This is a genomic window from Leptospira ilyithenensis, assembly GCF_004771005.1.
In the GTDB taxonomy this organism is placed as follows: domain Bacteria; phylum Spirochaetota; class Leptospiria; order Leptospirales; family Leptospiraceae; genus Leptospira_A; species Leptospira_A ilyithenensis.
This window is the reverse complement of the sequence record NZ_RQHV01000036.1, coordinates 114,656-140,854: the sequence shown is the minus strand read 5'-3', so window position 1 is coordinate 140,854 and position 26,199 is coordinate 114,656. Positions and strand designations below refer to the sequence as shown.

Below are 26,199 nucleotides of genomic sequence, written 5' to 3'. Positions count from 1 at the left end.
GCTCGTGCTCCCTAAACGTTGTTACGAACTCGAGTCAGGTAGCTGACCGCAGGTCCAATGTTCAAATACTCCAAGAGTTTATAAGATCTTGGGTCTTTTAATAATTTCGCGACTCTTGATTCCGGATCGTTTACGTTACCGAAAACAATGGAATCCGATGGACAAGACTGCTCACAGGCGCAGGATGCCTCCCCGTCTCGGAGAGTTCGCCCTTCGTTTTTGGCTTGGATTTTGGCTTCTGCTACACGTGAAGAGCAGAAGTTACATTTTTCCATAACACCACGAGAACGAACCGTAAGTTCCGGGTTCAAACCTAGGTTACGCGGAGGAGTTGCTTTGAAAGTGTAAGTACTTTCTCCCAGAAGATTGTGTTCATTCCAGTGTTCCAACCAATTGAAACGACGAACCTTATACGGACAGTTGTTAGAGCAGTAACGAGTTCCCACACAACGGTTGTAAACCATGTCGTTGACTCCTTCCGAACTATGAATTGTTGCAGCCACAGGACAAACAGTCTCACAAGGAGCGTTGTCACAATGTTGGCACATCAAAGGTTGGTGAGCAATTTCGATGGACTCAGGTATTTCCGGGTCACCGATATAATAACGGTCAATACGAAGCCAATGCATCTCGCGACCCATTCTGACTTCATCTCTTCCTACCATAGGAACGTTGTTTTCAATGCTACATGCAACTACGCAAGAACCGCATCCTGTACAGGAAGTAAGATCCACTGCCATTCCCCATTTGTATCCTGGGTATTGGAATTGGCTTCCCGGTTGGTCGGCAGGAGCATTTGCCCCTTGAGCACGAACCAACTTTCCATCAATTAAGATTTTTGGAATCTCCGGCTCAGGGATATTAGCTGACGGGTTCTTATCATAATCCTGGATTTTAGCGGAAATGATAAGAGGTCTTTCTTTCCACTCAACTCCCATCATCACACCGGGAGACATCATATGGTGGTCCTGAGTGGTAGCGAGTTTGTATTTTTTGCCGGTAGGTTCAACGGATACCGAAAGTCCTGAGTAAACGATTCCGTCTTTGGTGATAGGTGCAAGAACACTTGCATTTTTACCTACACCATTTCCGATTTCGCCTACTGCAGTGCGTCCGTAACCGATTGCGATCCCCACTGCTTCCGGGTGAAGACCAGGTTGAACGAGTGCAGGCAATTCGAAGGACTTGTCACCTACGGTCACTTTCACTACGTCATTCAGTTTGATACCCGAAGAACGTGAAAATTGAGGACTGATGGCAACATAATTGTCCCAAGTGACTTTGGAAACCGGATCAGGAAGTTCTTGCAGTTGGGAGTTGTTGGCACGAGCCCCGTCTTTTACCGCAGAACTCGTGTATAACGAAAGTGTCAGACCGGACTTGGAAGCCGTGAGTGGAGCAATTGTTCCTCTAAACCCACGAGCACCTTTGTCGGCTTTGCGATTTCCCGCAGTATTGTAGATTCCGCTGCGAAGCAATTCTTCCCAGTTTGTTTTTTTAGAATACTTTGTTTTGAGGTAATCGTAATAAGAAGAAACACCGAGTAAACTTCCGCCGGCCCAAGCGATCAAAGAATCTTCAAAAGACCTTGAACTGAACAGAGGGCGAATGGTAGGTTGTTGGATCGTTGCGATTCCTGAGAAAGGTTCGGCATCTCCCCAAGACTCAAGGAAGTGGGAAACGGGAGCCAACCAATTGGAAGCAAGTGCCGTTTCATCCACACGGTCGCTGAGTGTTACGATTTGTGCCGCTTGGTGAAGTAGGTTTTTCCACTCTTCTCCGTTCGGAGCAGTATAAACCGGGTTGAATCCGTAGAGGAAAACCACACCTACTTTACCGTCTTTCAAATCTTTTGCAAGAGTGGAAAGGTTTGCATAATAGTCAGTGCGCCCGTTTTTACGAACACTTGTGGAATCGATCGTCTTACCGTCGTTACCAAGTGCGCTATTGAGCATGTTCACTGCAATTTGTAAATCAACAGCATCGGCAGTTTCCGCGCTGGATCCGCCGGCAACAACCAAGGATTCCCCCTTGGCACTTGCAAGTGCAGTCGCGGTTTTTATAATTAATTCTTTCGGGATTCCAAGCTCGGATGCAGTCTTGGCCAGATCGAGACCTGCAACACCTGAGATTCCACCCACACCTAAATCGGAAAGTGCTTTAGCAACTGCTAAAGCAAACTTTCTTTGATCACCGGGCTTTAATGGAACTCTTTGATCTGCATTGGTTCCCGTCATCGTAGGATGAGTTTCCGCAGCGATGAACTTGTTGAAATCCTTGGATTTTTGTTTAACGAGGTCTCTTCTTTTTGCGAAGTCTTTTTGGAATTCTACGGAAGAAAGCCATTCCCCAAGAAAATCACAATCAATTGATAAGATCACTTTTGCTTTGTCGAAATGGTAGTTCGGAAGAACAGCTTTTCCGTAGGACTTTTCCTGTGCGATTGTAATCGCATCTTCCGAAGTTCCAAGTAGAATTTCATAATGTTTTCCGCCACCAACCGACCGGAGGAAATCGTTTACTATTTCCTGAGAAGAGGAAGATGGAAGAGGTTTTGTTACGATTACCGTCTTGCCTTTATTAGCGGAAAGTGTTTCTTTTACATCCTTGTCAATTACAAACCAGTCGGATGCTTTTGCTTTCCCTTCGATGATTTGAACAGGCTCTTTTGCTCTGTCGGAATCATAAAGATCGAAGATCGCTGCTTGCCCGGATGCACAAAGTGCACCTTGGGAAACAGGGTGGTTCGGATTTCCTTCCAATTTCAAAGGACGTCCGTCTCGGGCCTTTACTAAAATCCCGCATCCCGCACCACACTCTCCGCAAACGGAAGCGTAATGATAGGACTTGCCATGTTTTAAGAAATCGTACTGTTCGATTTCGTCATTTTCGTTTTTGAAAGTAAGATTTACGTAAGGTAGAATCTTTTCTTGCGGTTTAGGGATACAACCTACCGTTGTCATCACAACGGAAGCTCCCATAAACTTAAGGAAAGTTTTGCGATCGAAATCGCCTTTTTTGATTCTTGCGATCAAAGGATCCGGAGATGTGTAAAATTCTTGTTTACGAAGCTGCGATTCTTCTTTGGATCCGCGGAGTTCGTAAGACTGCCAGTGGGCTTTTTTCTCTTTTTGGAAAGTATCATCTTTCATCATATATATTCTCTTAAGTCCTCCGGATTACCTGTGACAAGTAGAACAATCGTTTGGTGCATTGTTTTCTCTGTGGCAATCCACGCAGAAACCCATGTTTAACGATTTGGTTTGTTTGACCTTTACCATCTCGGCTACGTTTCCGTGGCAAGTGGAACAATCCACTCCCCTTTGCACGTGACGCGAGTGATTGAAAAAAACAAAATCTGGTTGGTCATGAATGCGAACCCAGGGAACGGGTGTTTTGTTGTCAAATTGTTGATTTAACCATTTAACATGTTCTTGTTTACCAGCAACGTTTCCGTATGCACCACCGTGACAATTCATACAAGTGGAGCTAGGTGGTATTGTCGCATGGGCAGATGTCTCTACACCAATATGGCAATACTTACAATCTATCTTGTTGTCGCCCGCATGAATTTTGTGGTTAAAAGGGATGGGTTGATCCGGAGAGTAACCCACATAACGGCTTGGTGAAAAAATCAAATATGCGACCGCGGCAATTGCTACGATCGGCACAGAGATCTTGAGTATTTTTATGTTCATTCGAAGAAATCCTGAGCCCGTTTACACTGTCTTCTGACAAGGAAAGGTAAAATAAGAAAAAAAGCAAGTATGTATGGGTTTTCTGAGCAGAAAAAACTAATAAGGAGACATAACTAAAAATCTTTATGATTGATCGTAATTGATTCTTATTCTCAAGTAGATATTTTCGTTCAATTGAGTTTAGAAAATTACTATATTATAAACTTTGAAAATTAAGTAAAACTACTAAAAATATTGCCTCAAATCGGATTCATTCTACGGGAATTTTGAATCTTTGGGTTACAACCCGAAGGGTTTCCGCCGTATGAGACAGGTTCTTAGAAGAAGATGCCACCTGTTCCGAACCGGAAGCTATGTGCGTTGTCTCATTATTGATCCCTGTCACGGATAAAGAGATCTGTTGCATTGCCTTTTTTTGTTCTTCCATGGAGTTTCGAAGGAAGTCAGACTCTCTTCCCACCTCTTCCGATCTCTCATCAACCTCCCGGTTGTAACTCAATTGGGACTGAGTAGCATCATAAAGCCGCTTCATCACTGTCTCTACCTGGCCGATCTCTTTTATAATATGGTTGAGTAAATCCACGGAAGACCGAATCCCTTTCGCACCCGCTTCCAAATCCTGACTGTTTTTTCCGATCATGTCTTCAATGGATTGAATGGAATGGGCAGTCTTGTCGGAAAGTTTTGAAATCTCTTCTGCTACGACGGCAAACCCACGTCCTGCTTCCCCCGCTCTAGCAGCTTCAATCGCTGCATTCAATGCAAGTAGACTTGTCTGTTCCGAGATCTCATCAATGATTCCTATCACTTCTCTCATCTCCGTGGAAGACTCGAGGATAAGAGCGATCATGTCTCTCATTTGATTCAAAGACTCACCGCCCAACTTTGCTTGTTTGGTGATGTTTTCCGTGTTGGAAAGTGCGGATTCTGTATCTTTCCCGATCTGTTTCGCACCTTGTGACAGCTCCATGATTTTTTCGTGAAACTCTTGTATGTTGGTGTGCTGTTTCACCGAAGAAGCGGCAGTGCTTTCCATGCTGGACAAAACTTCTTCCGTGGTTGCGGAAATTTCTTCGGAAGAAGAAGCAGTGCTTTGCGCCATCTCGGAAAAAGAATAGGAAGAAAGATTTAACTCTTCCGAAGAAGAAGCGATTTCCTCCGAAACCGTTTGTATCTCCCGGATGGAAATGCGGATACTTTTGATAAAACGGTTGAGTGACATACTCATCCTTCCGATTTCATCATTGTAAGCAGGCTTTAAATCTTCAGTCAAATCCCCTGCTGCCATTTTTTCCAAAACTTTTCCGGATTCTTCCAAGGGCTTCAGTCTTTTGTTCAGTAAAATAAAAATTCCGAAGATCACAATCACTGTGCACAAAGATGCCACAATGGCTGCATAAATTGCAACTTTCGCAAATTCGCTTTTGATTTCCGATTTGGGAAGTATTACACCTATGATGGTCCGCCATTCCTCCAAACGATGAATCAACATCATACGATCCGATCCTTGAAATTCATAATGGATAAATTCACCGGACTTTGCCGCAAGCATCTCTTGGCCGAATGGAACTTTCTTTAAATCCAATTTTAAGATCTGCGATTTTTGAGGATGGGCGAATACCATTCCTTCCAGAGTCATTGCGGAAACATAACCGGAAATTCCAACATGCACTCCTTCCACCATTCTTTTGGAAACTTCTTCCAAGTTCAGAGCAATCCAAAGAACTCCCACAACTTGGTTTCCTTTTTTGACAGGAACGGAAATCAAACTGACAGGCAATCCTGTGATAGGTGACTCATGTACAAAACCTACGGATATTTCTCCTTTCAATGCCTGATCTATGTTCACTCCTGTCTGTTCCTTTTTCAACTGAAAGCCGATCGACCTGGGAATTCCTGCGGCGAACACTCGAGCGTTGTATTCGGGGAGGGATAAGAAGATATTTTCATATTCTCCTTTGGAATCATTTACGATTTCTACGAATTGTTTTGTAACGGCTGTTCCGTTTAAAGTCTTAAGGCCGTCCAATACTTCATTTTGTTTTGCCAACATTCCCGCTATACGCAATTGGGATTGGTAATAGGAGGCGAGTTCCGAGCCGGCACTCTTGCCCGCATTTCTCATTTCTCCCATATACACTTTTACAAGCATACTCCAGGAAAGATACAGAATCAGGCCTGAGACGATTAAGGCCAAAAAGACAATTGATAGGAAGGTATAAATGCCGAGTATATGTTTCAGACTTTTCATAGTTTAGATTTTTTTATAGGATACATTCAGTACGGGTATGAGACGAAAAAAATCTCATGTAACGAGTGCAAATTCTCATTATACATAAGCAAGTGATTAATTCAAATATCCAAAATGGTCATTTATGACAAAATAAAGTTCGTTAGTGTTCTTATGAATCAATGGACGTGGAGAGTATGTCATTTTGGATATAAACGAAGAAGGGATTGGAGCAAAAAAAAAGGCCCTGATTTACACCAAAGGGCCCTAAAAACCAGACTTACACAATTTAGCCTAGTTTATGTTTCGTGAATTTTGCTGTTTTCCCTGAGCCTTTTTAAGCCAAATCAGAGAAATTTTCTTGGTAACGAGGTGCCTCGATTCTTTTTTCAGGAAAGCGACCGTGGGAGTGGCCACTTTGTAAGATTCTTTCTCCAAAATGGGCTCAATCGTATACCTTTTCCCGGCTGTTTCCTGGAGCGCGCTCAAGAACTCGGTGGGAACTACAACCAAACGTTTTTCCCTTCCTTCCCAAGCTTTTTCAATCTTTCCTGAATCATAGATATTACGGAACAATCGGTTGGAATAGAACGCATAAGATCTTTTGGAATGGGAAATGCGATAGGTATACAAAATCGGCTCTTCCGGTTCCAGTTTTTGAATTTCCTTACCGAAAAGATGGGAAGGCTGGTAACTTGTAAGAAGCGGATAATATACCAAACTGATTGCTCCCAAAAAGAGAGAAGCACCCGTAGTGGTCACAAGAATTTCCAAAGGTAAAATTTGTGCGGAGATCAAGATAAATGCAATTCCCACAAATGCAAAAACATAATACAGAACCCCTACTTCATTCACAAACAAAGGGAGTAAAAGGTAAGAGACCAGATAAACGATCCCCGCGATCAGAAAGGAAGGGCGGATTCGTTTCGCGGAAGAAGTGAATAAACTCTCTTCCGAAATTTTACCGAAATAAAGCGCTCCCGCCGGTAAGATCCAATAGATGTACTGAGGCAGAGGAAAACGGGAAAAGGATATTAAAAATAAAAACAAAAAGAGCCAGAAGGGAATCACGAAATCTTCCCCTTTGTATTCATTGTCTTTGATCTTTCTAAGTATCTCTTTCCAGCCGACCGATTTAAAGTATTTATAAGACCGAAACACTACATACAAAAATAGAGGAATAACCCCGCTAAAGAACGCCCAAGCGAAACTTTTGTAAAAGTAAAACGGATCAAACTTCACATCATACATATCTTTGTAAAATCGCCCGAAGGATTGAATCCATAAAAAGAAAGTGGGACCGTACGAATTGTACTCCCTGTAGAGATGAAAGCACCAGAATAACGGAAGAGAAGCCAAAACAAATATCCCTGTAATAGGTCTCATCTCCCAAAGCAATTTCCAATCCCTACGGAAAAGAATGTCGCCTCCGATGGACAATGCAGGGATCACGACACTGATGGGGCCTTTTGTGACAAATCCCATAGACATCATAAGGTACATCAGATAATAATAACGAGTGTCTTTCTTTCTTCCCAAATAATAAAAATGATAAGTGAACGCTAAGTAGGCAGTCAGATAAACATCAATTTTAGGATCGACCACCATCGCAAAAAAGCCGGGGGCAAGCAAATAAGCAAGTGAAGACAGGTATGCCTGTCTTTCTTTTCCCCAAACCAGCATGGAAATGCGAAAAATGGAATATACTGATAATAGACTGAGAAATAATGCAGGCAGCCTGAATGTGATGTTGTTTATACCAAATAACGAATACGATGTGGCAATCGTCCAAAAGGTAAAAATAGGTTTGTCCAGATATTTTCTACCGTTGTCAATGATGGTAAAAAACTCTCCCGACAAATTCATTTCACGTGCAATTTCCGCATACTGGGAAGAATCGATATCGATTACGTCCAAAGGGAGAGTACATAAAATCGGGATGGATGCGATTAAGATTAAAATTCTAAAAAATAGTCTTTCTGTAGTGGTCATCTTTACTCAAGTGTTCCTATTTGAATCACGCATTCTCCGAAACCCTGGCAGGAGGTAGGTTCTTGCTCGAAACATTGCAAAATCTCACTATTATAAGTCGTGCATCCGTTCAGACAGGACGTGTGGCCTGTTTTGATCGCTTCAGGCGCAAGCTCAATCTTCATCACTTTCTGCGTGCAGGATACAAACTGATCACAGGCTGCGATGCATTTTTTCTCAATCACATCCTGGCAAGACGTAAAGAATCCCAGATGCAATAAAATTATAAATAAACCTAATTTTCTCATTTTAATCCTAAATACTCCTAAGAAATAATTATGACTGACTGATTGGTCAAGTTCCTATTTGAGCTTGTCCAATTCGTGCCCCAAAATTTCATTGAAATTTGAACATAGTCCATAAGGGGAAATTTATGAAATCAGTCCATAATAATATAAAAAAATGGGTTTTATCACTTCTAATCCCAATTACAATATTGGCTACTGATTTAGGTTTCAGATTCGAAATTGTTAAGGGACTTGAACTTAACCAGTTACTTTTTTATTTTGCTTCTATCCTTTTTTCCCTACTTCTATATGGCTTTTTTCTTATTAGTTTACTCAACCTATATAGAATCAAACCCATATATGAATTTTTGGTAATTATCATTTCCGCTTTCTATACAATTGCTCTAATCGGATCTTACGGTTATTTCCAATACTCTGGGATCATGCCCAATTTTTTCGTTTTTTCTTTCATCTTCCAGGAGCCCTATAATAGCTGGACCTTGTTCCGTGCGGGGCTTTCCTTCGTTTCCATTCTTTTTTTTGTGATCGTATTTTTTGTTTTTTATTATTCCTTACGTTCTACTACCCGCCGGGAAAAATTTCGTTTTTTCAAATGGACCTACCCAGCAGTCACTTTATCCGTTATCTTACTTAATTTATTTTTTCATAATAATTCACGATTCAATGACCAGATTTTTGTAGCAGATACAAATTCGGTAGTATTCATAAATCGGAATGTATACAATCTACTTACCGGTGATAGACTTGGTTCTGCAGGATTACAATCCAGAAACAAACCTAAACTTGAAACTTTAGCTAACAAAACAAAGGTGAACGTACTATTGATCGTAGCGGAAAGCTTACGTAGAAAAAGTATGAGTTTGTACGGATATAACAGAGATACTACCCCCTATTTAAGTCGTTGTTTTTCATCCGCTAGCAAAGGTGATAAAATCCTATTTAAAAACAGTTTTTCCAACTCCAGTTCCACATTGATTTCCGTTCCGAGCATATTATCCGGAATTTCTCCGGAACAACCTGTCTCTTTGACTCACAGTTCTCCTTTGTTTTGGGAGTATGGTAAAGCTGTGAATCTATCCACATTTTTTATCTCCAGCCATAGCTTTCGTTGGAACAACTTTGAAGGTTTTTTTAAAAACGCAGGGATAGATTATCTTTGGAATAAAGAAACCAGCGGAAACTCTACGTTCAACGATATTGGAATTGATGACAGAAAAACAGTAAAGGAATTCAAAAGACATGTGTCTCTGTTGAAAAAGGAAGGCAATTCCTTTGCGGGAGTTTTGCATTTCAATACAAATCATTTTCCCTACTTTATCCCGAAAGAATATGAGTTTTTGCCCGTTGGCAAGGACATACTTGCACCGTATGACAATTCCGTAAGATATCTGGACTCACTTCTGGAAGATGTGTTTGAATTTTTAGAAAAGGAAAATTTAAAAGAGAACACTCTTGTTATCTTTACATCCGATCACGGAGAAACAATATTCGAACACGGATACATCGGGCACGTGGAGAGCAATCATATTGAAACCGTATCCATTCCTATGTTTTTCTATATTCCCAAATCACTCAGGTCGCAAACACGAGATCAAATTTTAAAAATCAATCAAGATAGGAATGTTGAAAATATAGATATCATTCCCACTATCATCGACTTTCTAGGCATAAGAGAAAGAAAGGATATAGCTCCCTATCAGGCAAAACTCGAAGGAAGATCCCTTTTGACCAAGATTCCTACCGATAGAAAAATCTTTATCGCAAATAATAACGAAACATCGCTTTACCGTGTGGGACTCAGCTTCATATACAAAAACTTGCACTATATGTTGAGATTGAACAAAACTTCTCCTACGGAAGAGTTGTTTGAGTATACGAATGATGGAAACGAAACTGAAAATCTCTGGCCGAAACTTAGCGAAGCAAAAAGGAAAGAGTACCGCATTCTCCTAAAAGACTGCAATCTATGTTCCGATCTCTATTCTACGGCAGACATCTCTTTATGAATGACTTTATCCAATTCTTTGTCTGTGGGAAAAATCAAATTTTGATTTAAAAGGTCGTAACTCAAATTCAAGAAAGCTCTTGCTTTGATTCCCAAATCATCGCATGGCAAGTGATTGATTTTACAAATATCTTTTTTCTCACGGGGAGGATTGGTATCGTAGGCAAAATCTTCTTTTCCGTCGAAAAATCGCGCGTAAAAAATATTTTCCTGTATCCAACCGAATAAATTCCCGTAAGCATAATAAGCGGATTTAGAACGGTCTTTCGCAAGCAGATTTCTACCCATTGCCGAGAAATACGTCTCCTTTCCCACCAAACCAAGGATAGTTGGAATCACATCCAATTGGGATCCGATGGATTCGTCTATACCTGGCTTCACTCTACCTGGTGCATAAATCAAAAAAGGAACTCTTCTATCGTCGTAATAATCCAGATATCTGTGATGGGTATGATCCGCAACGAACACAAAAACGGTATTGGAAAAATACGGAGACGCTTCCGCTTTTTTCATAAACCGATCCACCGCATAATCCGCATAATGATACACATTTAAAAAATCAGAGTCTCTCGTATCCGAATTGAAAATATTAAAAGATTCATGAGGAGTTCTGTAAGGGTAATGCGTGGTCAAAGTCAATGCCACACCCAAGAAAGGTTTTTTGGAAGATGATATCTTTTCATGAAGTATAGTTAGAACGTCTTCATCGTCATATCCCCAACTTCCCAATTTGAATCGATTTAGTTTGACGATTTCCTTTTCGCCGTTGACATCTTTGAAACCCCAATGAGGCATCAGAGTATTTTTATTGTCGAAATTCAAATCCCCACCGGTGACAAAAAAAGTATTATAGCCCATCTTCCCGAAAATACTTCCGAGGCCGGAAAAATTTCCAAGTACCTGATGGGTTCGAACTACAGTGAGTCCGGGTCTGTCGGGTATTCCCGTCAGGATGGACATCATTCCGTTTGTAGTCCTTCCTCCGGAGGCCATAAAATGATTGAAAAACCTGCCCTTCCTTACCAACTGATTGAAATTAGGTGCTACTTCCTTTCCGTCAACCAAACCGTCGGAGATCGGTCGGATGAATTTGCCCGTCCAGTTTTCCAATAAAATCAACACAACGTTGGGGGGAGTTCCTTTGTTTGTTTCCTTTTGCAGACGAAGAAGAGGATAACGATCGCTAATGAATTCAGCGCCTTCATAAGAGATTTCTTTTCTCACCACTTCAATGTATTCTTTGGAATCCATTCTGAGAAAACCTGGAATGGATTGGCTTTTTAAATCCATCACCGATGTGAAAACACCGTTGAGCGCCAGGTTATTTGCAAATGTATTTCCGGAAACAATCGCATTGGTAGCTCGTATAGGAGAAGTCTGAAGCCCTCCCCTGATGCCTATGATCACAACGGCAAGTATCAAAACAAATTGAATGAGCTCTTGTTTCCAAGAAAGTTCGGCATACCGGTAAGGATTGAATTTTTTAAAAATCCAAGTGGAGACCGGCAGAAAAACAGCCAAAAAGAATAAAGTGCCGATTGAGAGATACGGATTTTGTTCAAATGCGGACTTGAGCAAAACTCCCAAATCTTTGCCGAGAAAAACAAAACCTTCGTAACCGATATGTTTGTTTGCATTCTCATAATAAATGATATCCGCAACCAAATGAGAGATCATCCATAAACTGAGTATAATAGGAGTATAACCCCAAAAGAAACGGTAGGGGGAATATCTATTTAAAAAAGGAACGGCCGATAAAACTGCAAATAGTCCAAGAACCATTGAGATCGTTGCCAGGTCGAAACGAACTCCCAAGAGCACGGCATGCAACATCTCCGATGTTTTTACATCTTCCAGGCGGTAAAAATATACCCAGAGAAATGTAAATCGGTAGAGAGTTAAAATGACAAAAAAGAACAAAACATAAACAAAGATAAGTTTGAACTGGGAAGGGAACTTCCAAACAAAATCTTTGGGAATAATCGCAGCCAATCTCTTCTTCATGACTCAGCTCTCCTCAACTGTATCAAACTAGAATTATTGACTATGCGGTCAAGATAAGAACTACAGGATACTTTTTCCATTTGCATTAGAATATTAAATTATTAAACTTCAACTTCCTTTCTAGTGCCTTTTAAAGCAAGCATACCGCAGGCACCGTTGATATCTCTACCGGGACTCTGTCTGTTCAAGATAGGTACACCCGCTTTTGCTCTCAGGTAAGAAACAAATTCCCCCACTTCATCTTCCGTGGGTCTTCTCCATTGGGTAAAATCGGTATTCAAAGGAATCACGTTGATTTTGCATTTGTTTACGGATCTTGCAATCTTCACAAGTCGGTCTGCATTTTCCCGCCCCATATTGACATCAGGAATCAATACATATTCAAACGTAATCATCCGATCCAAATCTTGGGTGAATTTGCGAGCCACCGCAAGAAGTTTTTCCAAAGGATGTTTTACATTCACATCCATAATGGTATGGCGCGTGTTCGGATTGGGATGATTGAGTGAAATGGCGAAATTGAAAGGTTCTTTGTTTTCGATAAACCTGGTAATCCCTGTAACTACTCCTGCCGTGGAAATCGTAATCCGTTTGGCACCCAACCCGAAAGCATCCTTATCGTGGAGTATATGCGCCGCCTTCATTACTGAAAAATAATTATGCATGGGCTCGCCCATTCCCATAAAAACGATGTTAGTTGCCCGATCGCCTACTATCTTTTCAACTTGGATGATTTGATCCAGAATTTGCCAAGCATGTAAATTCCCTTTGTATTCGAGAAGTCCCGTAGCACAAAATGCGCAGTTGAGAGTGCATCCCACTTGAGAAGAAATACAAATGGTTTTACGTTCTTCGTCAGCCGTAGGAATCCAAACGGTTTCGATTTCTTTTCCGGGTTCTACTTCGAATGTAAATTTTCTGGTTCCGTCTTTCGAAATCAACTGACGTCCCAGTTGGATTTCCGGGAATTCCGCATTTTCAGATATTTTGGCGATGAGTTCTTTGGAAAAAGTAGTAAATTGGGAAATGGACGTATAACGGTTTTTGTAAATCCCAGTATACAATTGTTTGGCGCGAAACGCTTCCACTCCGATGGATTTGCAAAAGTCCTGGATTTCTTCCAGACGTTTCCCTTTCAGTATAAACTTTTCTTCTTTCATATGTATTTCAGGCTTTAAAAACTTTTAAGCCTTTGCCGCAAAGCTGGGGGCGGGAGTTTCGGAAATTACTTTTCCGTCTTCCAAAATCATTCGGATGAGTTTTGTCATTTCCACGGAATATTCCACATCCAAGTGTTTTGTTACTCCTTCGCAAAACCCGTTAATGATAAGCAATTTGGAATCGTCTTCGCTGAGCCCTCTGGACTGGAGATAGAACAATTGGTCTTCATCTATTTTGGAAACGGTCGCTTCGTAATTCAAAGTCCCTTCCTCTCCGGAAACATCATTATAAGGATAAGCATGGGACTGAGAACGGTTGTCCATCATAAGCCCGTCGCATTTGATATGGCTGTAAGATCCTTTGCTGGAAGGTTCGAATTTAACAAGTCCTCTATAGGAATTGATCCCTCCGTCCAAGGCCACACCTTTTGCCAATATATTGGAACGGGTATTTTTTCCTACATGGATGATTCGCGCTCCTGTGTCCTGGACTTGTCCCCCACCTGCAAAAGCAAGGGAAAGTACGTCACCTGTGGAATGATCGCCTTTCAAAATGATGCCTGGGTATTTGATTGTGTTGGCGCCGATATTGCAGTCCGTCCAAGTGATATGAGCCGCTTCTTCGCATATTCCGCGTTTTACGGTCCAGTTGTACATATTTTTCTTCCAGTTTTGGATGGTGGTATAAAATATCTTGGCATTTTTTTTGGCAACAAGCTCAACGACTGCAGTATGAAAGTTGGTTCCTTTGTCTTGGACGGATGTGCAACCTTCGCTGTATTCCAAATGAGAATCCTCATCAGCAATAAGAAGGGTTCTTTCGTATTGGCCGGAACTCGCAGCAGTGACTTTGAAATAAGCCTGAAGAGGCATAGGAGTTTTTACGCCTTTGGGAATATATGCAAACGAGCCACCACTAAACACGCATGAGTTGAGGGCGGAAAATTTATTGTCTCCGATCGTTACCACAGTGCCCAGATACTGACGGACGATCTCAGGGTATTCCTTGATGGCGGTATCAATGTCGCAAAAAAGGATTCCAAGATCGGTCAGCTCTTTTTTCACATTGGCATATATCGTTTCGGAATCGTTCATCGTTTCCATACCAGCAAGGTATTTTCTTTCGTGTTCGGGGATTCCCAGTTTTTCAAAACTGCGTAAAATTTCAGGATCCACTTCGTCCCAGGATTTTTTCTTTTTCTGGTTGGTTCCTACATAATGAACGTAGTCATCGATATTGATATTGAACCTAGGAATGAATCCCCAATCCGGCATAGGCTTTTCTTCGTAGATGGAAAATGCTTTTAGCCTAAACTCTGTTAGCCAGGAAGGCTCGTTTTTGATATGGGATATCGACTCTACTACTTTTCGAGTGAGTCCCTTGGGGAATCCGTCAGCCGGATAAAAATCGGAATTTTCTTTTGGGATTTCAGCTGTAGTGTTCATTGTCTATGTCTCTATATAATAGACTAAAATCGGTCTCCAAACCAGACTGGAATACTGTCTGATTTGGAGTAGAAGGAAATTTTAATTTACGGAAGCAAAATAGTCCTTGGAACCCTTAGGATCCGCTTTCATTGTCTTTTTGCCTTCGTCCCAGTTTGCAGGACAAACTTCGCCGTGTTTTTCAACAAATTGGAATGCTTTGATGAGGCGAAGTGCTTCGTCGATATTTCTTCCCACCGGTAGATCATTCACAGTTGCCTGGCGAATGATCCCGTTCGGATCGATGAGAAATGTTCCGCGAAGAGCAACACCCGCATCCGGACCGGATTCAATCAAAACTCCGAAGTTTTTAGAGATTTCCTTTGTTTTATCAGCAATCAGAGGGTATTTTATGTCTCCGATCCCGCCTTCTTTCTTAGGTGTGTTTTTCCAAGCTAAGTGAGAAAACTCACTGTCAATGGAAACTCCTAGAATTTCTGCGCCGATTTTTTTGAAATCCTCCAATTTTGCATCGTATTCGATGATTTCCGTTGGGCATACAAATGTGAAATCCAATGGATAAAAGAAAAGGACGACCCATTTTCCTTTATAGTCGGATAGTTTGATTTCTTTAAATGTTTGGCCAATGACGGCAGTCGCCTTAAAATCTGGCGCGTGAGAGGTTACTTGTGGCATGATTGATTCACTCCTTAGAATTATTCTAAATTTAGACCTAGTTTTGTCCAGATGTTTTTTAGGAAAAAAGCAAATAGGCGTTGGACCAAAGCTCCTGGGTGGCTCGAAGGGATTGAATAAAAACTTATTTTTAAGCCCGACCAGGCTATCCGCTCCAATCTTCGCTTGCCTAGCGAAGGATTTCCGCTTCTATCCTTGCCACAAGAAACAAGGAGATACAGTTCATCAGATGTTTTTTATTTTTTAATGAGTAATTAACTCTTTTTTCTTTCTTCCTTTACCTAAAAAATCTTTCGACTTCTCTCGTCCCGAAAATTCCCTTTTCGCTACTTCTTCAATCTCTTTTTGAAAGAGCACTTCAAATTCGATATCAAGATATTTGTTGAGTAAGATCGCAGCCTTTTTAGAAATCTCAGCTTTGCCTCTTAAAATTCTAGAAACTAATGGAGGATCATCGAGCAAAATCGCTAATTGATTTTGAGATATATTTTTTTGATTCATTTTGAAATGAATTAAATCTACTAAATTAATTTCATCTTTTCCTAGTTTAGATGTTTCGTATTCCTTAACCGCTTCGAGTAAAGCCCCATATCTTAATTTTTCTTCTACTGCTTTTTTTGGGTCATCAGCATTAAAACCTCACCTAATGCCGATTTGTGCTCAGCATCATTTCTTATCTTTTTTACTCGTTCGATTCCTGATTTGTTTATTTTTGTCTTCATATCTATTATTAGTATATTGCGTTAATTGTTTATCTAAAGTGAAATTCTTTGCTAATTTTTTTAAGTTTAGTTTGTCGTAATCATCATGAGTAAAAATACAATTATTTAAAACCACAAAAAGAAATCTATATCTGAAATCCTGTCAACCTTCGTGTTGAATTTCCTATTCCGAAGTCCCAAGAAGAGGTACTGCCTGCAAGTATCACCTGTTCTTTAGCACGCGTTAAACCTGTATAAAGAATCTGCCGATTCAAAAGCCGATTTGCCTTTTCATTGGAGTCCATCTTCAACTTGTCCGGCAAATAGAAAAAAACCGTTTCATATTCGGAACCTTGGCTTTTATGAACGGTAAGTACGTAAGCCGCCTCATGTTTGGGAAGAGTGTCCAATGCAAAATGATACAATTCATTATCAATCGGGAATACTGCCCTTAGTTCTTCTCCTAATTTCAAAACAAGTCCGATATCTCCGTTGAATAGTTTTCTATTCCGATCATTTTCGGTCACAAGAATCGGCAAACCGGAGTAGTACAACCGTTCTGCGAGATGTTTTTTATAAATAAAACCGGGGACATTTTTTGTCTGCGACTTCAACTCCAATTGGGCAAGAAAGGAAAGTTTTTCCTGAATTCCGTCCACACCCCAATATCCGGAACGGAATGTTGTCAAACAACGGAATTTTTTCAACTCCAGAGAAAACCGATCGTATAAAGATTTTTCTTTGATCTCGGTATGATTTTCTATTTTCCATTCCGAAATTCGTTTTACCTGAGGAAACAAATATTGTTTCCAAACTTGAAGAAGGATTTCGTCTCTGGAACCATTGTCAGAACCGTTTTTATTTTGAAACCAAACTACTTCGCTGGAATAAGAAACAGATTCACCGATCTCATCCGTCTTCTCCAAATCTTTTTCAACGGAGACTGGTTTTTTGGAATCAAATGATTCGTTTTTCAAAATGAAATCGGCAAGTTCCGTGATTTTTGATATCCTTCCGTTTTTGCCAAGCTTCTGCCGATTACTCTCTGTTAGTTTGGAAACGAATTTTCCCTTCTCTTCCAATACGGACAAAAAATCACCAAGAACAGCACCTTTGTCTACCGAAGGCAATTGATTGGGATCTCCGATCAAAATGAGTCGGATCGGTTTTTGTTTCTGGCCGGGCAACGCCTCCAAAAGAGCGCGCATCAAATTTAAATCCACCATGGAAACTTCATCCACAATGATCAGTTCATGCGGCAAATAACGGTCTTTGTTGTAATAAAACCCGCCTAAGTAATGTTTGTAGGCAAGGAGACTGTGAATTGTCTGTCCTCGCAACAAGTCGTCTTTCGCTGAATCGATTTTATTCAGATTTTCCCGAATGGATTCGGTAAGTCTTTGTGCTGCTCTTCCCGTCGGAGCAACCAAAGCAATTCGTTCCGTCGCAGGCAAGAGTCCCAATTCTTTTAAGATTGCAAGTAAATACGCAACAACCGTGGTTTTGCCTGTTCCAGGACCTCCGCTGATGATTTGAAACGAACTGCGAATCGTTGCAAAGATAGCATCCTTCTGACCCTCTTTCAAACGAATCGCGCCTGCCTTGCCTTCCGATTTTTCCAAAAAGGAAACGATCCGTCCTTCATCTAACTTTAATTTAGTGCTTGCGGCGATCCTTTCTTTTAATTTTTCTTCCAAAGCCTTTTTGGTTTTAAATGTTTTTTCAAAATAAAGTAACTTTTCTTTGCCTTTGCTTTCGAGTATCAAACCTTCCGGTTTGGATTTTAAAATATCTTCCCATTCTTTTTTTACAGGAACACATAGATTTCCTTCTTCTTCCGAAAGCCATAATTCGGTCAGAATGGCTTCAAAATCCGCAGATCCGAATAACGATGGTTCCTGTCCTTCCGCCGAACCGGAGCTATGTTTCAAGTTCTGCAAATCTTCTTTCAATTTTGATACAAAGGTTTTCACGAAAGACGCACCTCCCTTGTCAGCCTTTGGATTTCCGATTGAATGTTTGCCAATCTTTCCTCGCTCCAATCTCCGTCGAAATAAATTCCATCCGCGTTTCCGACTTTCATTCCCCGGAGAAAAAAATAATACACACCGCCTAATTTCGATAAAGCGTATTTTTCACCGTATAAACTTTTCAAATACTCCGTTAAAACCAAAGCATAAATATCCCTTTGCAGGTCATATCGGCTTTCCGGGTCGGAGATCACATCTTCCAAATGAGAGGAAGAATAATCCGAAAGCAAATTTGACTTATAATCCGCCAGATAAAACTTATCCTGAAAGGAAAATACAAGATCAATGGAACCTTTTAAAAAATTGCCGGGGCCTTCGGGAAGAGAGTTGAACTTGGGGTGATCCAAATACAAATGAAAATCCATTTCGGAAACCCGATCCGACTTTGACAATTCTCCCAATCGAAAACCGGTCCTTCCTATCTCTGCATTCAAGGAATTCCATAAAATTTCCATAGTTCTTCTTTCATACACAGGTTTGTCCGAAACCAAACCAAACCGATCCAAATGATAATCTATTTTGTTTCTTAGCTTTTCATTTTTATACAAATCATCGGGACTTGGAACCATAAACCAGGAGAAATCGGATGTTTCCAGAAGAGAATGCAAATACGAACCTGTATTAGCTGAAGAAGGCAAAAGATCCGCAATCTCCTTTATCGTTTTCTTCTCATCGTCCGATTTTTTTTTCGACTCGGCATCATTGAATAAAAAAACTTTTTCCTTTTCTTCTTTGGCACGCAGAGAAGAATAACTGTTGATTTCGATTGTTTTTCTATGATTTGATTCTTGGAAATAGAGAGGAGACCCCGATTCTTCCTTGGAAAAAAAACTTTGGGAAACTTTTTTCCGTTTCGCAGAAGGAACGTAGTCCCGAAACCCGATCCCTTTCGTTCCTATGCTTTGTGTCAATGCCGTATGAACAAAATTCTTATACGGAGAATTTGAAGCAGTTTCAAAATAAGGCAGATACAGCCGATACTTTGGTCGGGTCATCCCTACATAGAACAACCGTTTGTCTTCCCTAATCAATTGGCTAAGATAGGTTTTATTATCCGCATTCCAAAGGTCCAATTGGTGTATCCTCTTTCCGTTTTCACCGATCGAATAACTATAATTGGAATTATGATATGAATTCAAATATCCCTTCAAATGAAATAAAAAAACAATCGGCCACTCCAAACCTTTGGATGCGTGCAACGTCAGAATCTGAACTGCATCTTTTTCGGTTTCTTTTTCGTATAACGGCAGTTCCTCTTCGTTCGTTTTTTCTTGCCCGAGGCGAACCAGCTCTTTCAAAACTTCTTCCAGACCGACTTGTTTTGCAATTTGGAACTGAAGCAACTTTCGGAAAATCTGTCTGTAATTGGTTCTTTTTCTTTCCCAAATGATATCGGTTTCTTCTTCGTTGAGTAAAATCCGACTATCTTCTTCGATGGAACGGAATAGTTCAGCAAACTTTCTTTCCGTAGCAAGCACCTTCCAACGATTCAACATGGTTTTTTCATAAGAATCTATCGAATGTTCGTCGAATGCCGCCAGATATTTCGGATGGATTTTGAAAATATCGCTTAAAAGTATTTTTCTGTATGATGAAGGTTTATTCGGATCAAGCAGACATTCCAAAATATTTTGAATCTGAATCGACTCTTCCGATTGATAGATCCCTTGTTGTTTGTAAAGAGTGAATGGAATCCCCCTCTCCTTCAAAGCCTGTCCGACCAAGATTCCGTTTTTTCTCGAATCCACAAGAACCGCAATATCCTTGGGGCCGATCTTTTTTTCTTTATCATTTTCAATATAAGAAAGTTCTTTTTCCGAATTTAATATCCTGTCGATTTCACAAGCAACGCAATCAATCCATAAATCCCTTGCTTCACCGATACTGAGTTTGTTTTCGGATAGTCTTAAAATATGAATCGAATCTTCCGAATCCTGAGACACTTTTTTTGTCTTCAGAGAACTTTCTTCCGGAACGAGGACCGGGATATAATCCACCTTCTCTTCAATTTCTTCAATGGGGAAAAAATATCCGATGATTTTATTATAGGCCAAAATCAGTTCTGGGACGGAACGAAAATTATATTCCAGATGAAACGATCCGGCACCATTACTAATTAACTCCCGTTTGGCTCCGAGATAAGTTCCCAAATCGATTCCCCTAAATCCGTAGATGGATTGTTTGGGATCTCCGATCAGATACAAAGCCCGGTTTTCTTTTTCCAAAAACAAAGAAGAAAAAATTTCATATTGTCCCGCATCCGTATCCTGAAACTCATCAATGATTCCCACTTGGTATCTTTCTCCGAGTGCTTCTTTCAAATGAGGATTTGTCTGGAGAGAATCTCTTAGTTTCAGGACCATCTGATCATAACTCATCCACTCACCTGTTTTAAATTCTTCCTTAAGTTTTTCAGAAATCAATATCGCGGTATTCTGTCTGAAATTTTCGGAATTCCATTCCTCCATCTTATAAGGATAAGGTTTTCCGCTGAGCAATTTTTCCACTGAAAAAAGGATCTTATCCGTAGACTTGAAAAACTCCGACCCGGAAAGCAAATCACTTAGTTTTTCTTTTTCTACATAGCCGGCCCAAAGATTATGCTGAATATCATATAACAAAAGTTTTGCTCTTGATTTAACATCAGTAATTTTAAAATGATCGAATGTTTCGGTTTCAATCGGATATTCTCCCAATACCATATTGCAAAATCCGTGAATTGTGGAGATGGTTGTCGAGTCCAATTCCCGAAGTTCATTTGTTAATTTCTCTTCAACCAGCTTTTTTCTAAGTCTTTCCTTGAGTTCCCCGGCAGCTTTCTCCGTATAAGTAAGAATGAGAATCTTGGAAAGCGGAATATGATGGAATTGAATCAGATCGGAAACAATCTCCATAATCGTATACGTTTTGCCACTTCCTGCGGAGGCTTCGATAAAACTATGTTGCAATGGAAACGGACGAAGGCTCATAAATGAATCCTCCAGTCCAAGAACGGTTGATAAAAATCTTCGGCAAAACCAAGGGAAGATTCCAAAATCATCGAATGCAAATCAGGATACAAACGAACGATAGAATCCAAACCGGATTGAATCGTTTCGACTTCTTCGTTCAAATATCTTTTCCAGGAAAGCTCGTCTCCGTAAATTTCTGTTAGGCTGGGCAGATTGGAATTTTTGCCCGCGGCTTTCTCCACATTTATATAATATTCTAAAAATGCATATCTTGGAAAAAAATATGGTTCTTCTTTTTGATAAAGTGAAATGAGTTTGGAAAGATAAGAAAGATTTTCTTTCGGTTCTTTTGTTTTATAACGAAGTAAAAAACTATCGTCTCCTTTTTTCTTCGTATCTCCCTTGGGCCTAGAGCGGAAAGAATAGATTCTAAAATCGGACAATTCCGAAGCAAGAACAGCCAAAGAACTCAAAAAAGGAAAACTCATTTTTTTCCAGTAGTCGCTATAACCGTTCCAATCCACTTCCGGGTTCTTCTCCAAAAGTTTCGGCAGAATCCAAAAATGGATTCCGTTTTTTTCGATTACATGTTCCCACTCCCCTACAATTTCCTCCGCGCCGATTTTCAAAGAAGGAATCTTTTTACATACCGACTCCGAAAGCCCCGTATCACCTAAGCTAAAAAAACGATGGTACGTTCCTCCAGCAAATTCCGGGTTCCATGTTTTAAATATCTCGTTTGTGATCAAAAGAAATCGCAACAATTCTCCTTCTTTAACTTCAGCGTATACGGATTGGGGGAATTTTGCCTTCGCCTTCTCTTTTTTTATTTCGGCGGAAAGTAATTCCTTCAAACGACTCTCATCCCATGGCCAATCTCCGTTTCCGACCAAATCGGGAATCATATATTCATAAACGGATTTCAAGATCACCGATTCGCCAAGCTCTTGTATGGTGAATAGTTCTCCGGCTTCCCGATCGGTTTCCTCTTCATTCAAATACATTCCCATTCTTTTGCTGAGATATGCGGAAAGGGGGTCTTCCAAAAATTGGGAAATTTCTTTCAAATGAATCAGCCTGTGAGGATTCGTTTTGGAGATAATCTCCAAAGAAGCCGGGTCTTGAAAACGGGAAAGCAGAGAATGATCTTTCCTATCCATAGAAAGCCAGTGTTTTGAAAAATCAAAACTGAGAAGTCCCCTTTTCAACTCCTCTTCCTTATGAGTATAAAGTTTGCTGTAAGAATGCAAAGGGATCTCTGTCGCAGCTTCAACTCCCAAACCGAACATCAGCTCGTAAAGACTTGAACAAGGTTCGAACAATTTATCCTCTTGGATATTTTTTCCCACATAACTTAGAGTAATTGATTCATCTGCGGAATGTAAGGATTCCCAAAACAAAGACTCGCCTACTTCCTTACGATTGATATCCCAATCTTCGGGAACATCTTTTCTTAAATTCAAAGGAGAAAGATCTTTCGAACCCGGAAACTTTCCTTCTCCAAGGCCCAGTATGTAAACATGTTTGAAGGGAATCGGTCTCATCGGTTGCAAAAGCGAGATCGTCACCCCGCCCGTCAGATAATCTCCTTTACGGTAGGGAATTTTATCAAACGCCTGTTCTGTGACAAAACGAAGAAATTGAATGCCGTCCGTTTCCGATAATTTTTCCAACCCTTCCCATTCCGAAAGGGATTCCAAAAAGGAATGAAACAGATTTACTTCCCCGGAATCCGGGGAAAGATCGAATAAGGATTCAAGTATTTCCCGGACTGCCAAAAACTCTTCTCTTCCCCAATTTCGTTTTTCCAAAATCAATCGGAGTCTGTTTCTTGTTTGAAAAACAAGTTCCCAAATTTCAGTCAGGACGACCGGATCTTCTTCCGATTCCATTGACAGAAGCATCTCTCCGTAATTATCCCAGGATGAATCCGAATCCAAAACAGAAGACAACCGAATCCTTCTTAATCCGGAAGAGATTTGAAATCCTTCCTCTTCTCTTCCTTTTTCTTCGTATTGAACGCCAGTTAGCTCAATCAGTTCTTCCAATCGCAATAGAGTTTCGTTGTCAATATTCGATTTGGAAAGAAACAAAGGATTGTGAAGTAAGGACAAAAAAGTATCCTTTGTAATCCCAACGCCGGAACACAGATCCCAAAAAACCATACAGCCTTGGTAAAGATAAGAAGAATCGCTTGCTTTGATATCCGTCAGCGAATACGGAATTTTTTTTCGGATTGGTTCGGCGGTTTCCGAACTTTGGATGAGCAATCCTCCATCAAACACCCATTCTACTGTAGGCCGGTATGTTTTGATATCCGTTAATAGTATCGCAAAATCCACATACGATAGCTCGGGGTTTTGGTTTAGTTGGTATAAAATATCATTGGCAACCGCTTCCATTTCCCGAAAGACGGAAGGTGCATTCCAAAAACGCACTGAAAAATCCTTTGTCGAAGAATATTCGGACGAAGTGTACGGTTCCTTCAATTGTCCGGACAATAATTTTCTCAGAGCACCTAGTCCTTCCGGGTATGTTTGTTTCGGAGAAATATCCTTTTGGGATGTTTTGCGCATATTCCGAATGCGGGAATATGTTTGAACCTGCGGCCTCGACCAGGTAACAGGAATCAGACTATCCTTTGGAATATGTGAAAGTCCATTATGAAATTGATAGATATAAACCGGAAAATCGTCCGCCTCGGAGATGGATTCCAAAATCCCCAAATATGTATCAGCAAGATTGGAAAGACAAAACAAATGAACGGAAGAAAACTCATTTACAAAATTTTCTTTTTTCTTTTTCGCTTCCTTTAGAAAAAAATGAATGGAAGATTGTAAGTTCTCTTCTGAAAGAGAAGGATCTAAAAATATATCCTGATAGACCCTTTTTTCCATTCGCAGGTAATCATTATCATTCGGGAGTTCCGATTTTTTTTTTGATACGGAAGGAATCTCTATTCGGTTTTCTTTCGCCCAATCTTCGATCCAACCGGAACGATTCAATTCGTAATCCCGAAAAAGCAATGCAAGTTTGGAGCTGAGGGAAAATACTCGGGGAATGTTTGTGAGATAAGATGATAGAAAACCGAATTCTTTTTTTTCTTTGTTTTGAATCAGATAAGACAAAATCTTTTTTTGAATCTTTTCCGGTCCGGGGAATGTCCGAACCAAAGGATCATATTCTTTTCCGGCACGACCGAGATAATATTCTTCAAAAAATCTTTCTAAAAATTGATACCTTACTAAGGTTGACAGTCCACCTATCTTTGCCAGATTCAAATCCAACCACCTACGCATGTTTAGGTTGGGAATGACTACTGTCGGAGCTTTGAGAGGATATTTTTTTCTCTCCTCCCATAGGTTGTCAGATAAAAGCGAACTGATATCATGCAAGGAAAGACTTGTAAAATGTTGTATTGGCATCGGCTGATAATTTTCCATTTTGAATTTTCCATTCCGAAAAGGAAAGCCTTTCCAAAAACCGGATGTCGTGACTCACAAGTAAAATTGCGGACGGGGCCGACTGTAGAATGGACTCCAATACTTCGATCGAGGCAAGATCCAAATGATTGGTCGGTTCGTCCAAAATCAATAGTTCGGGCCGGTTACCTAACGCTACTGCGAACGAAAGTTTTTTCCACTCTCCAGGACTAAAATCGTTCGATTCTAAAATTCGGGTCGGATCGGAACCAAAACGATGGATGGTAGAAAGCACCTCTCCTTTTTTTTCCGAATCCATCTCCTCGAAGAAAATCTTCAAATTGTTTTTATCCTCTTTCGTAAATTCCTGAGGAAGATAAAATACTTTATCGTTTGTTAGATTTAGTTCCAAGGCAAACCATTTTAAAAAACTGGATTTCCCGGAACCGTTGGAACCGTTTAAAGAGATTTTTGATTCGGGAAAAAGCGACAATTTTCCCAACTTGAGTTTTAAATACCCGAAGTCCAATTCCGATTCTTCCTTTTGAAAAAGAAAGTCCCGTTTGGAAAATCCGGTTTTCCAGCTAGCGCCTAACGTATCTTTTTTGGAAAGCTCGGACCTTAAAGAGGACTCTTTTTTTTCCATTTGCCCTATTCTACTTTCCAACTGGGATTTTAATTTTCCCGCATGACCGTCTTTTCCGGTAAAGCGGGCTAGGTTAATCCGAGCCCTTCCGTCATGGTCATGAAGAGAAAGCCCCTTTTTGGACTTCTTCCTGTCGGCGGTAAGTGCCTCTTCGTTCCTTCTTTTCAGTTCCTGATCCAATTTCTTTTTGGCTTTGCGAATCTGTTCCAAATTGCGCGAGACTTCTTCTTCTTCCTTTTCTTTTTCAATACAAGCTTCCGTATAATTCCCAGCTCTTTGCATTGCAATAGGAGGATTTACAAAAACACAAGACTCGCATAAGTCGAGTAATTCCCGATCATGACTGATGAGAATTCCTATTCCTTTGTATTCCGACATCGCGGTTAAAAATAGATCCTTACTTTCTTCGTCCAAGTGATTGGTCGGTTCATCCAAAATCAAAATTCCTGGATTGGAAAAAACTGCGATCGCCAAAAGAACTCTTTTCCTTTCTCCATAACTCAAATGATCGATTCGATTCAGAAAATCATATTCGATCCCAAGCATACTTTTCCAAAACCCGGATTCATTGGAATCATCGTATAAAAATTCTTCCAAACTCTCCGATTTTAAAATCGGCTCCTGGGGAAAGTATTCCGCACCAACATTGCCGATGATTTCCCCTTGATCGGGTTTCAGTTCACCTGTAATCAGTTTGGCGAGAGTAGTTTTTCCTGAACCGTTTCGACCGACGATCCCGGTCCAATTATTTCGAAAATGAAGATTTGCCTCTTTTATCAGATAATAGGACGAGCCCGGAAACCGAAAGGATAGGTTGTGAATGGATAGATGAGATAACATGCGTGCCCCTTTGTTGCAAAGAACAAAAACATAGGCAAACATCTAAAATTTAAGAAAGGATTTTAAAGCAGTGGTTACCTATGATTAGGTGGTCAGTCTCATCGGTGAAAAT

General features: G+C 40.5%; 15 protein-coding genes. 1 reads left to right on the top strand and 14 read right to left on the bottom strand.

Annotated features, from left to right (window positions below; genetic code table 11):
- Positions 1-11: 11 nt before the first annotated feature.
- From EHS11_RS05420 to EHS11_RS05400, 5 genes are all read right to left on the bottom strand, one after another.
- Positions 12-3,152, bottom strand: coding sequence for a Fe-S-cluster-containing hydrogenase (locus EHS11_RS05420; RefSeq protein WP_425460549.1), 3,141 nt, complete (start codon positions 3,150-3,152; stop codon positions 12-14).
- A gap of 27 nt (positions 3,153-3,179) precedes the next feature.
- Positions 3,180-3,698, bottom strand: coding sequence for a cytochrome c3 family protein (locus tag EHS11_RS05415; RefSeq protein WP_109018817.1), 519 nt, complete (start codon positions 3,696-3,698; stop codon positions 3,180-3,182).
- Positions 3,699-3,948: 250 nt separating this feature from the next.
- Positions 3,949-5,949 (bottom strand): methyl-accepting chemotaxis protein, encoded by a 2,001-nt coding sequence (locus tag EHS11_RS05410; RefSeq protein ID WP_135763388.1) that lies wholly within the window; start codon positions 5,947-5,949, stop codon positions 3,949-3,951.
- A gap of 273 nt (positions 5,950-6,222) precedes the next feature.
- Positions 6,223-7,920 (bottom strand): ArnT family glycosyltransferase, encoded by a 1,698-nt coding sequence (locus tag EHS11_RS05405; protein ID WP_135763387.1) that lies wholly within the window; start codon positions 7,918-7,920, stop codon positions 6,223-6,225.
- 2 nt (positions 7,921-7,922) lie between these two features.
- The gene (locus EHS11_RS05400; protein WP_135763386.1) at positions 7,923-8,207 is read right to left on the bottom strand and encodes a Cys-rich protein; all 285 of its coding nucleotides are present in this window, start codon (positions 8,205-8,207) and stop codon (positions 7,923-7,925) included.
- A 125-nt stretch (positions 8,208-8,332) separates the two neighbouring features.
- Between EHS11_RS05400 and EHS11_RS05395 the strand changes: the two genes are divergently transcribed.
- On the top strand, positions 8,333-10,213 hold the full coding sequence (locus EHS11_RS05395; protein ID WP_135763385.1) for a phosphoethanolamine transferase family protein: 1,881 nt from the start codon (positions 8,333-8,335) through the stop codon (positions 10,211-10,213).
- Here the strand turns inward: EHS11_RS05395 and EHS11_RS05390 are convergent.
- The 9 genes from EHS11_RS05390 to EHS11_RS05350 all read right to left on the bottom strand — a co-directional run bounded on the left by EHS11_RS05390 (position 10,186) and on the right by EHS11_RS05350 (position 26,087).
- A complete protein-coding gene (locus EHS11_RS05390) occupies positions 10,186-12,216 on the bottom strand; it encodes an LTA synthase family protein (protein ID WP_135763384.1) in 2,031 nt (676 codons plus the stop codon). The two genes, EHS11_RS05395 and EHS11_RS05390, sit on opposite strands and share 28 nt — an antisense overlap.
- Positions 12,217-12,317: 101 nt before the next feature.
- Entirely contained in the window at positions 12,318-13,376 is a 1,059-nt protein-coding gene (rlmN, locus tag EHS11_RS05385) for a dual-specificity RNA methyltransferase RlmN (RefSeq protein ID WP_135763383.1), read from the bottom strand.
- Positions 13,377-13,400: 24 nt separating this feature from the next.
- Positions 13,401-14,822, bottom strand: coding sequence for a Fe-S cluster assembly protein SufB (gene sufB / locus EHS11_RS05380; protein WP_135763382.1), 1,422 nt, complete (start codon positions 14,820-14,822; stop codon positions 13,401-13,403).
- Positions 14,823-14,903: 81 nt separating this feature from the next.
- Positions 14,904-15,497 carry a peroxiredoxin gene (locus tag EHS11_RS05375; protein ID WP_135763381.1) on the bottom strand — a complete coding sequence of 198 codons (594 nt, stop codon included), beginning with the start codon at positions 15,495-15,497 and terminating at the stop codon, positions 14,904-14,906.
- 243 nt (positions 15,498-15,740) lie between these two features.
- Entirely contained in the window at positions 15,741-15,998 is a 258-nt protein-coding gene (locus EHS11_RS05370; RefSeq protein WP_135763380.1) for a helix-turn-helix domain-containing protein, read from the bottom strand.
- A 346-nt stretch (positions 15,999-16,344) separates the two neighbouring features.
- Positions 16,345-18,171, bottom strand: coding sequence for an exodeoxyribonuclease V subunit alpha (gene recD, locus EHS11_RS05365; RefSeq protein ID WP_135763379.1), 1,827 nt, complete (start codon positions 18,169-18,171; stop codon positions 16,345-16,347).
- A complete protein-coding gene (locus tag EHS11_RS05360) occupies positions 18,168-21,197 on the bottom strand; it encodes a UvrD-helicase domain-containing protein (RefSeq protein WP_135763378.1) in 3,030 nt (1,009 codons plus the stop codon). The genes recD and EHS11_RS05360 overlap by 4 nt, the downstream gene beginning before the upstream one ends.
- Positions 21,194-24,604 carry an exodeoxyribonuclease V subunit gamma gene (locus tag EHS11_RS05355; RefSeq protein ID WP_135763460.1) on the bottom strand — a complete coding sequence of 1,137 codons (3,411 nt, stop codon included), beginning with the start codon at positions 24,602-24,604 and terminating at the stop codon, positions 21,194-21,196. The genes EHS11_RS05360 and EHS11_RS05355 overlap by 4 nt, the downstream gene beginning before the upstream one ends.
- Positions 24,567-26,087: an ATP-binding cassette domain-containing protein gene (locus EHS11_RS05350; protein WP_135763377.1), complete on the bottom strand. Its 1,521-nt coding sequence runs from the start codon at positions 26,085-26,087 to the stop codon at positions 24,567-24,569. Before EHS11_RS05350 ends, EHS11_RS05355 begins: the two co-directional genes overlap by 38 nt.
- Positions 26,088-26,199 lie beyond the last annotated feature (112 nt).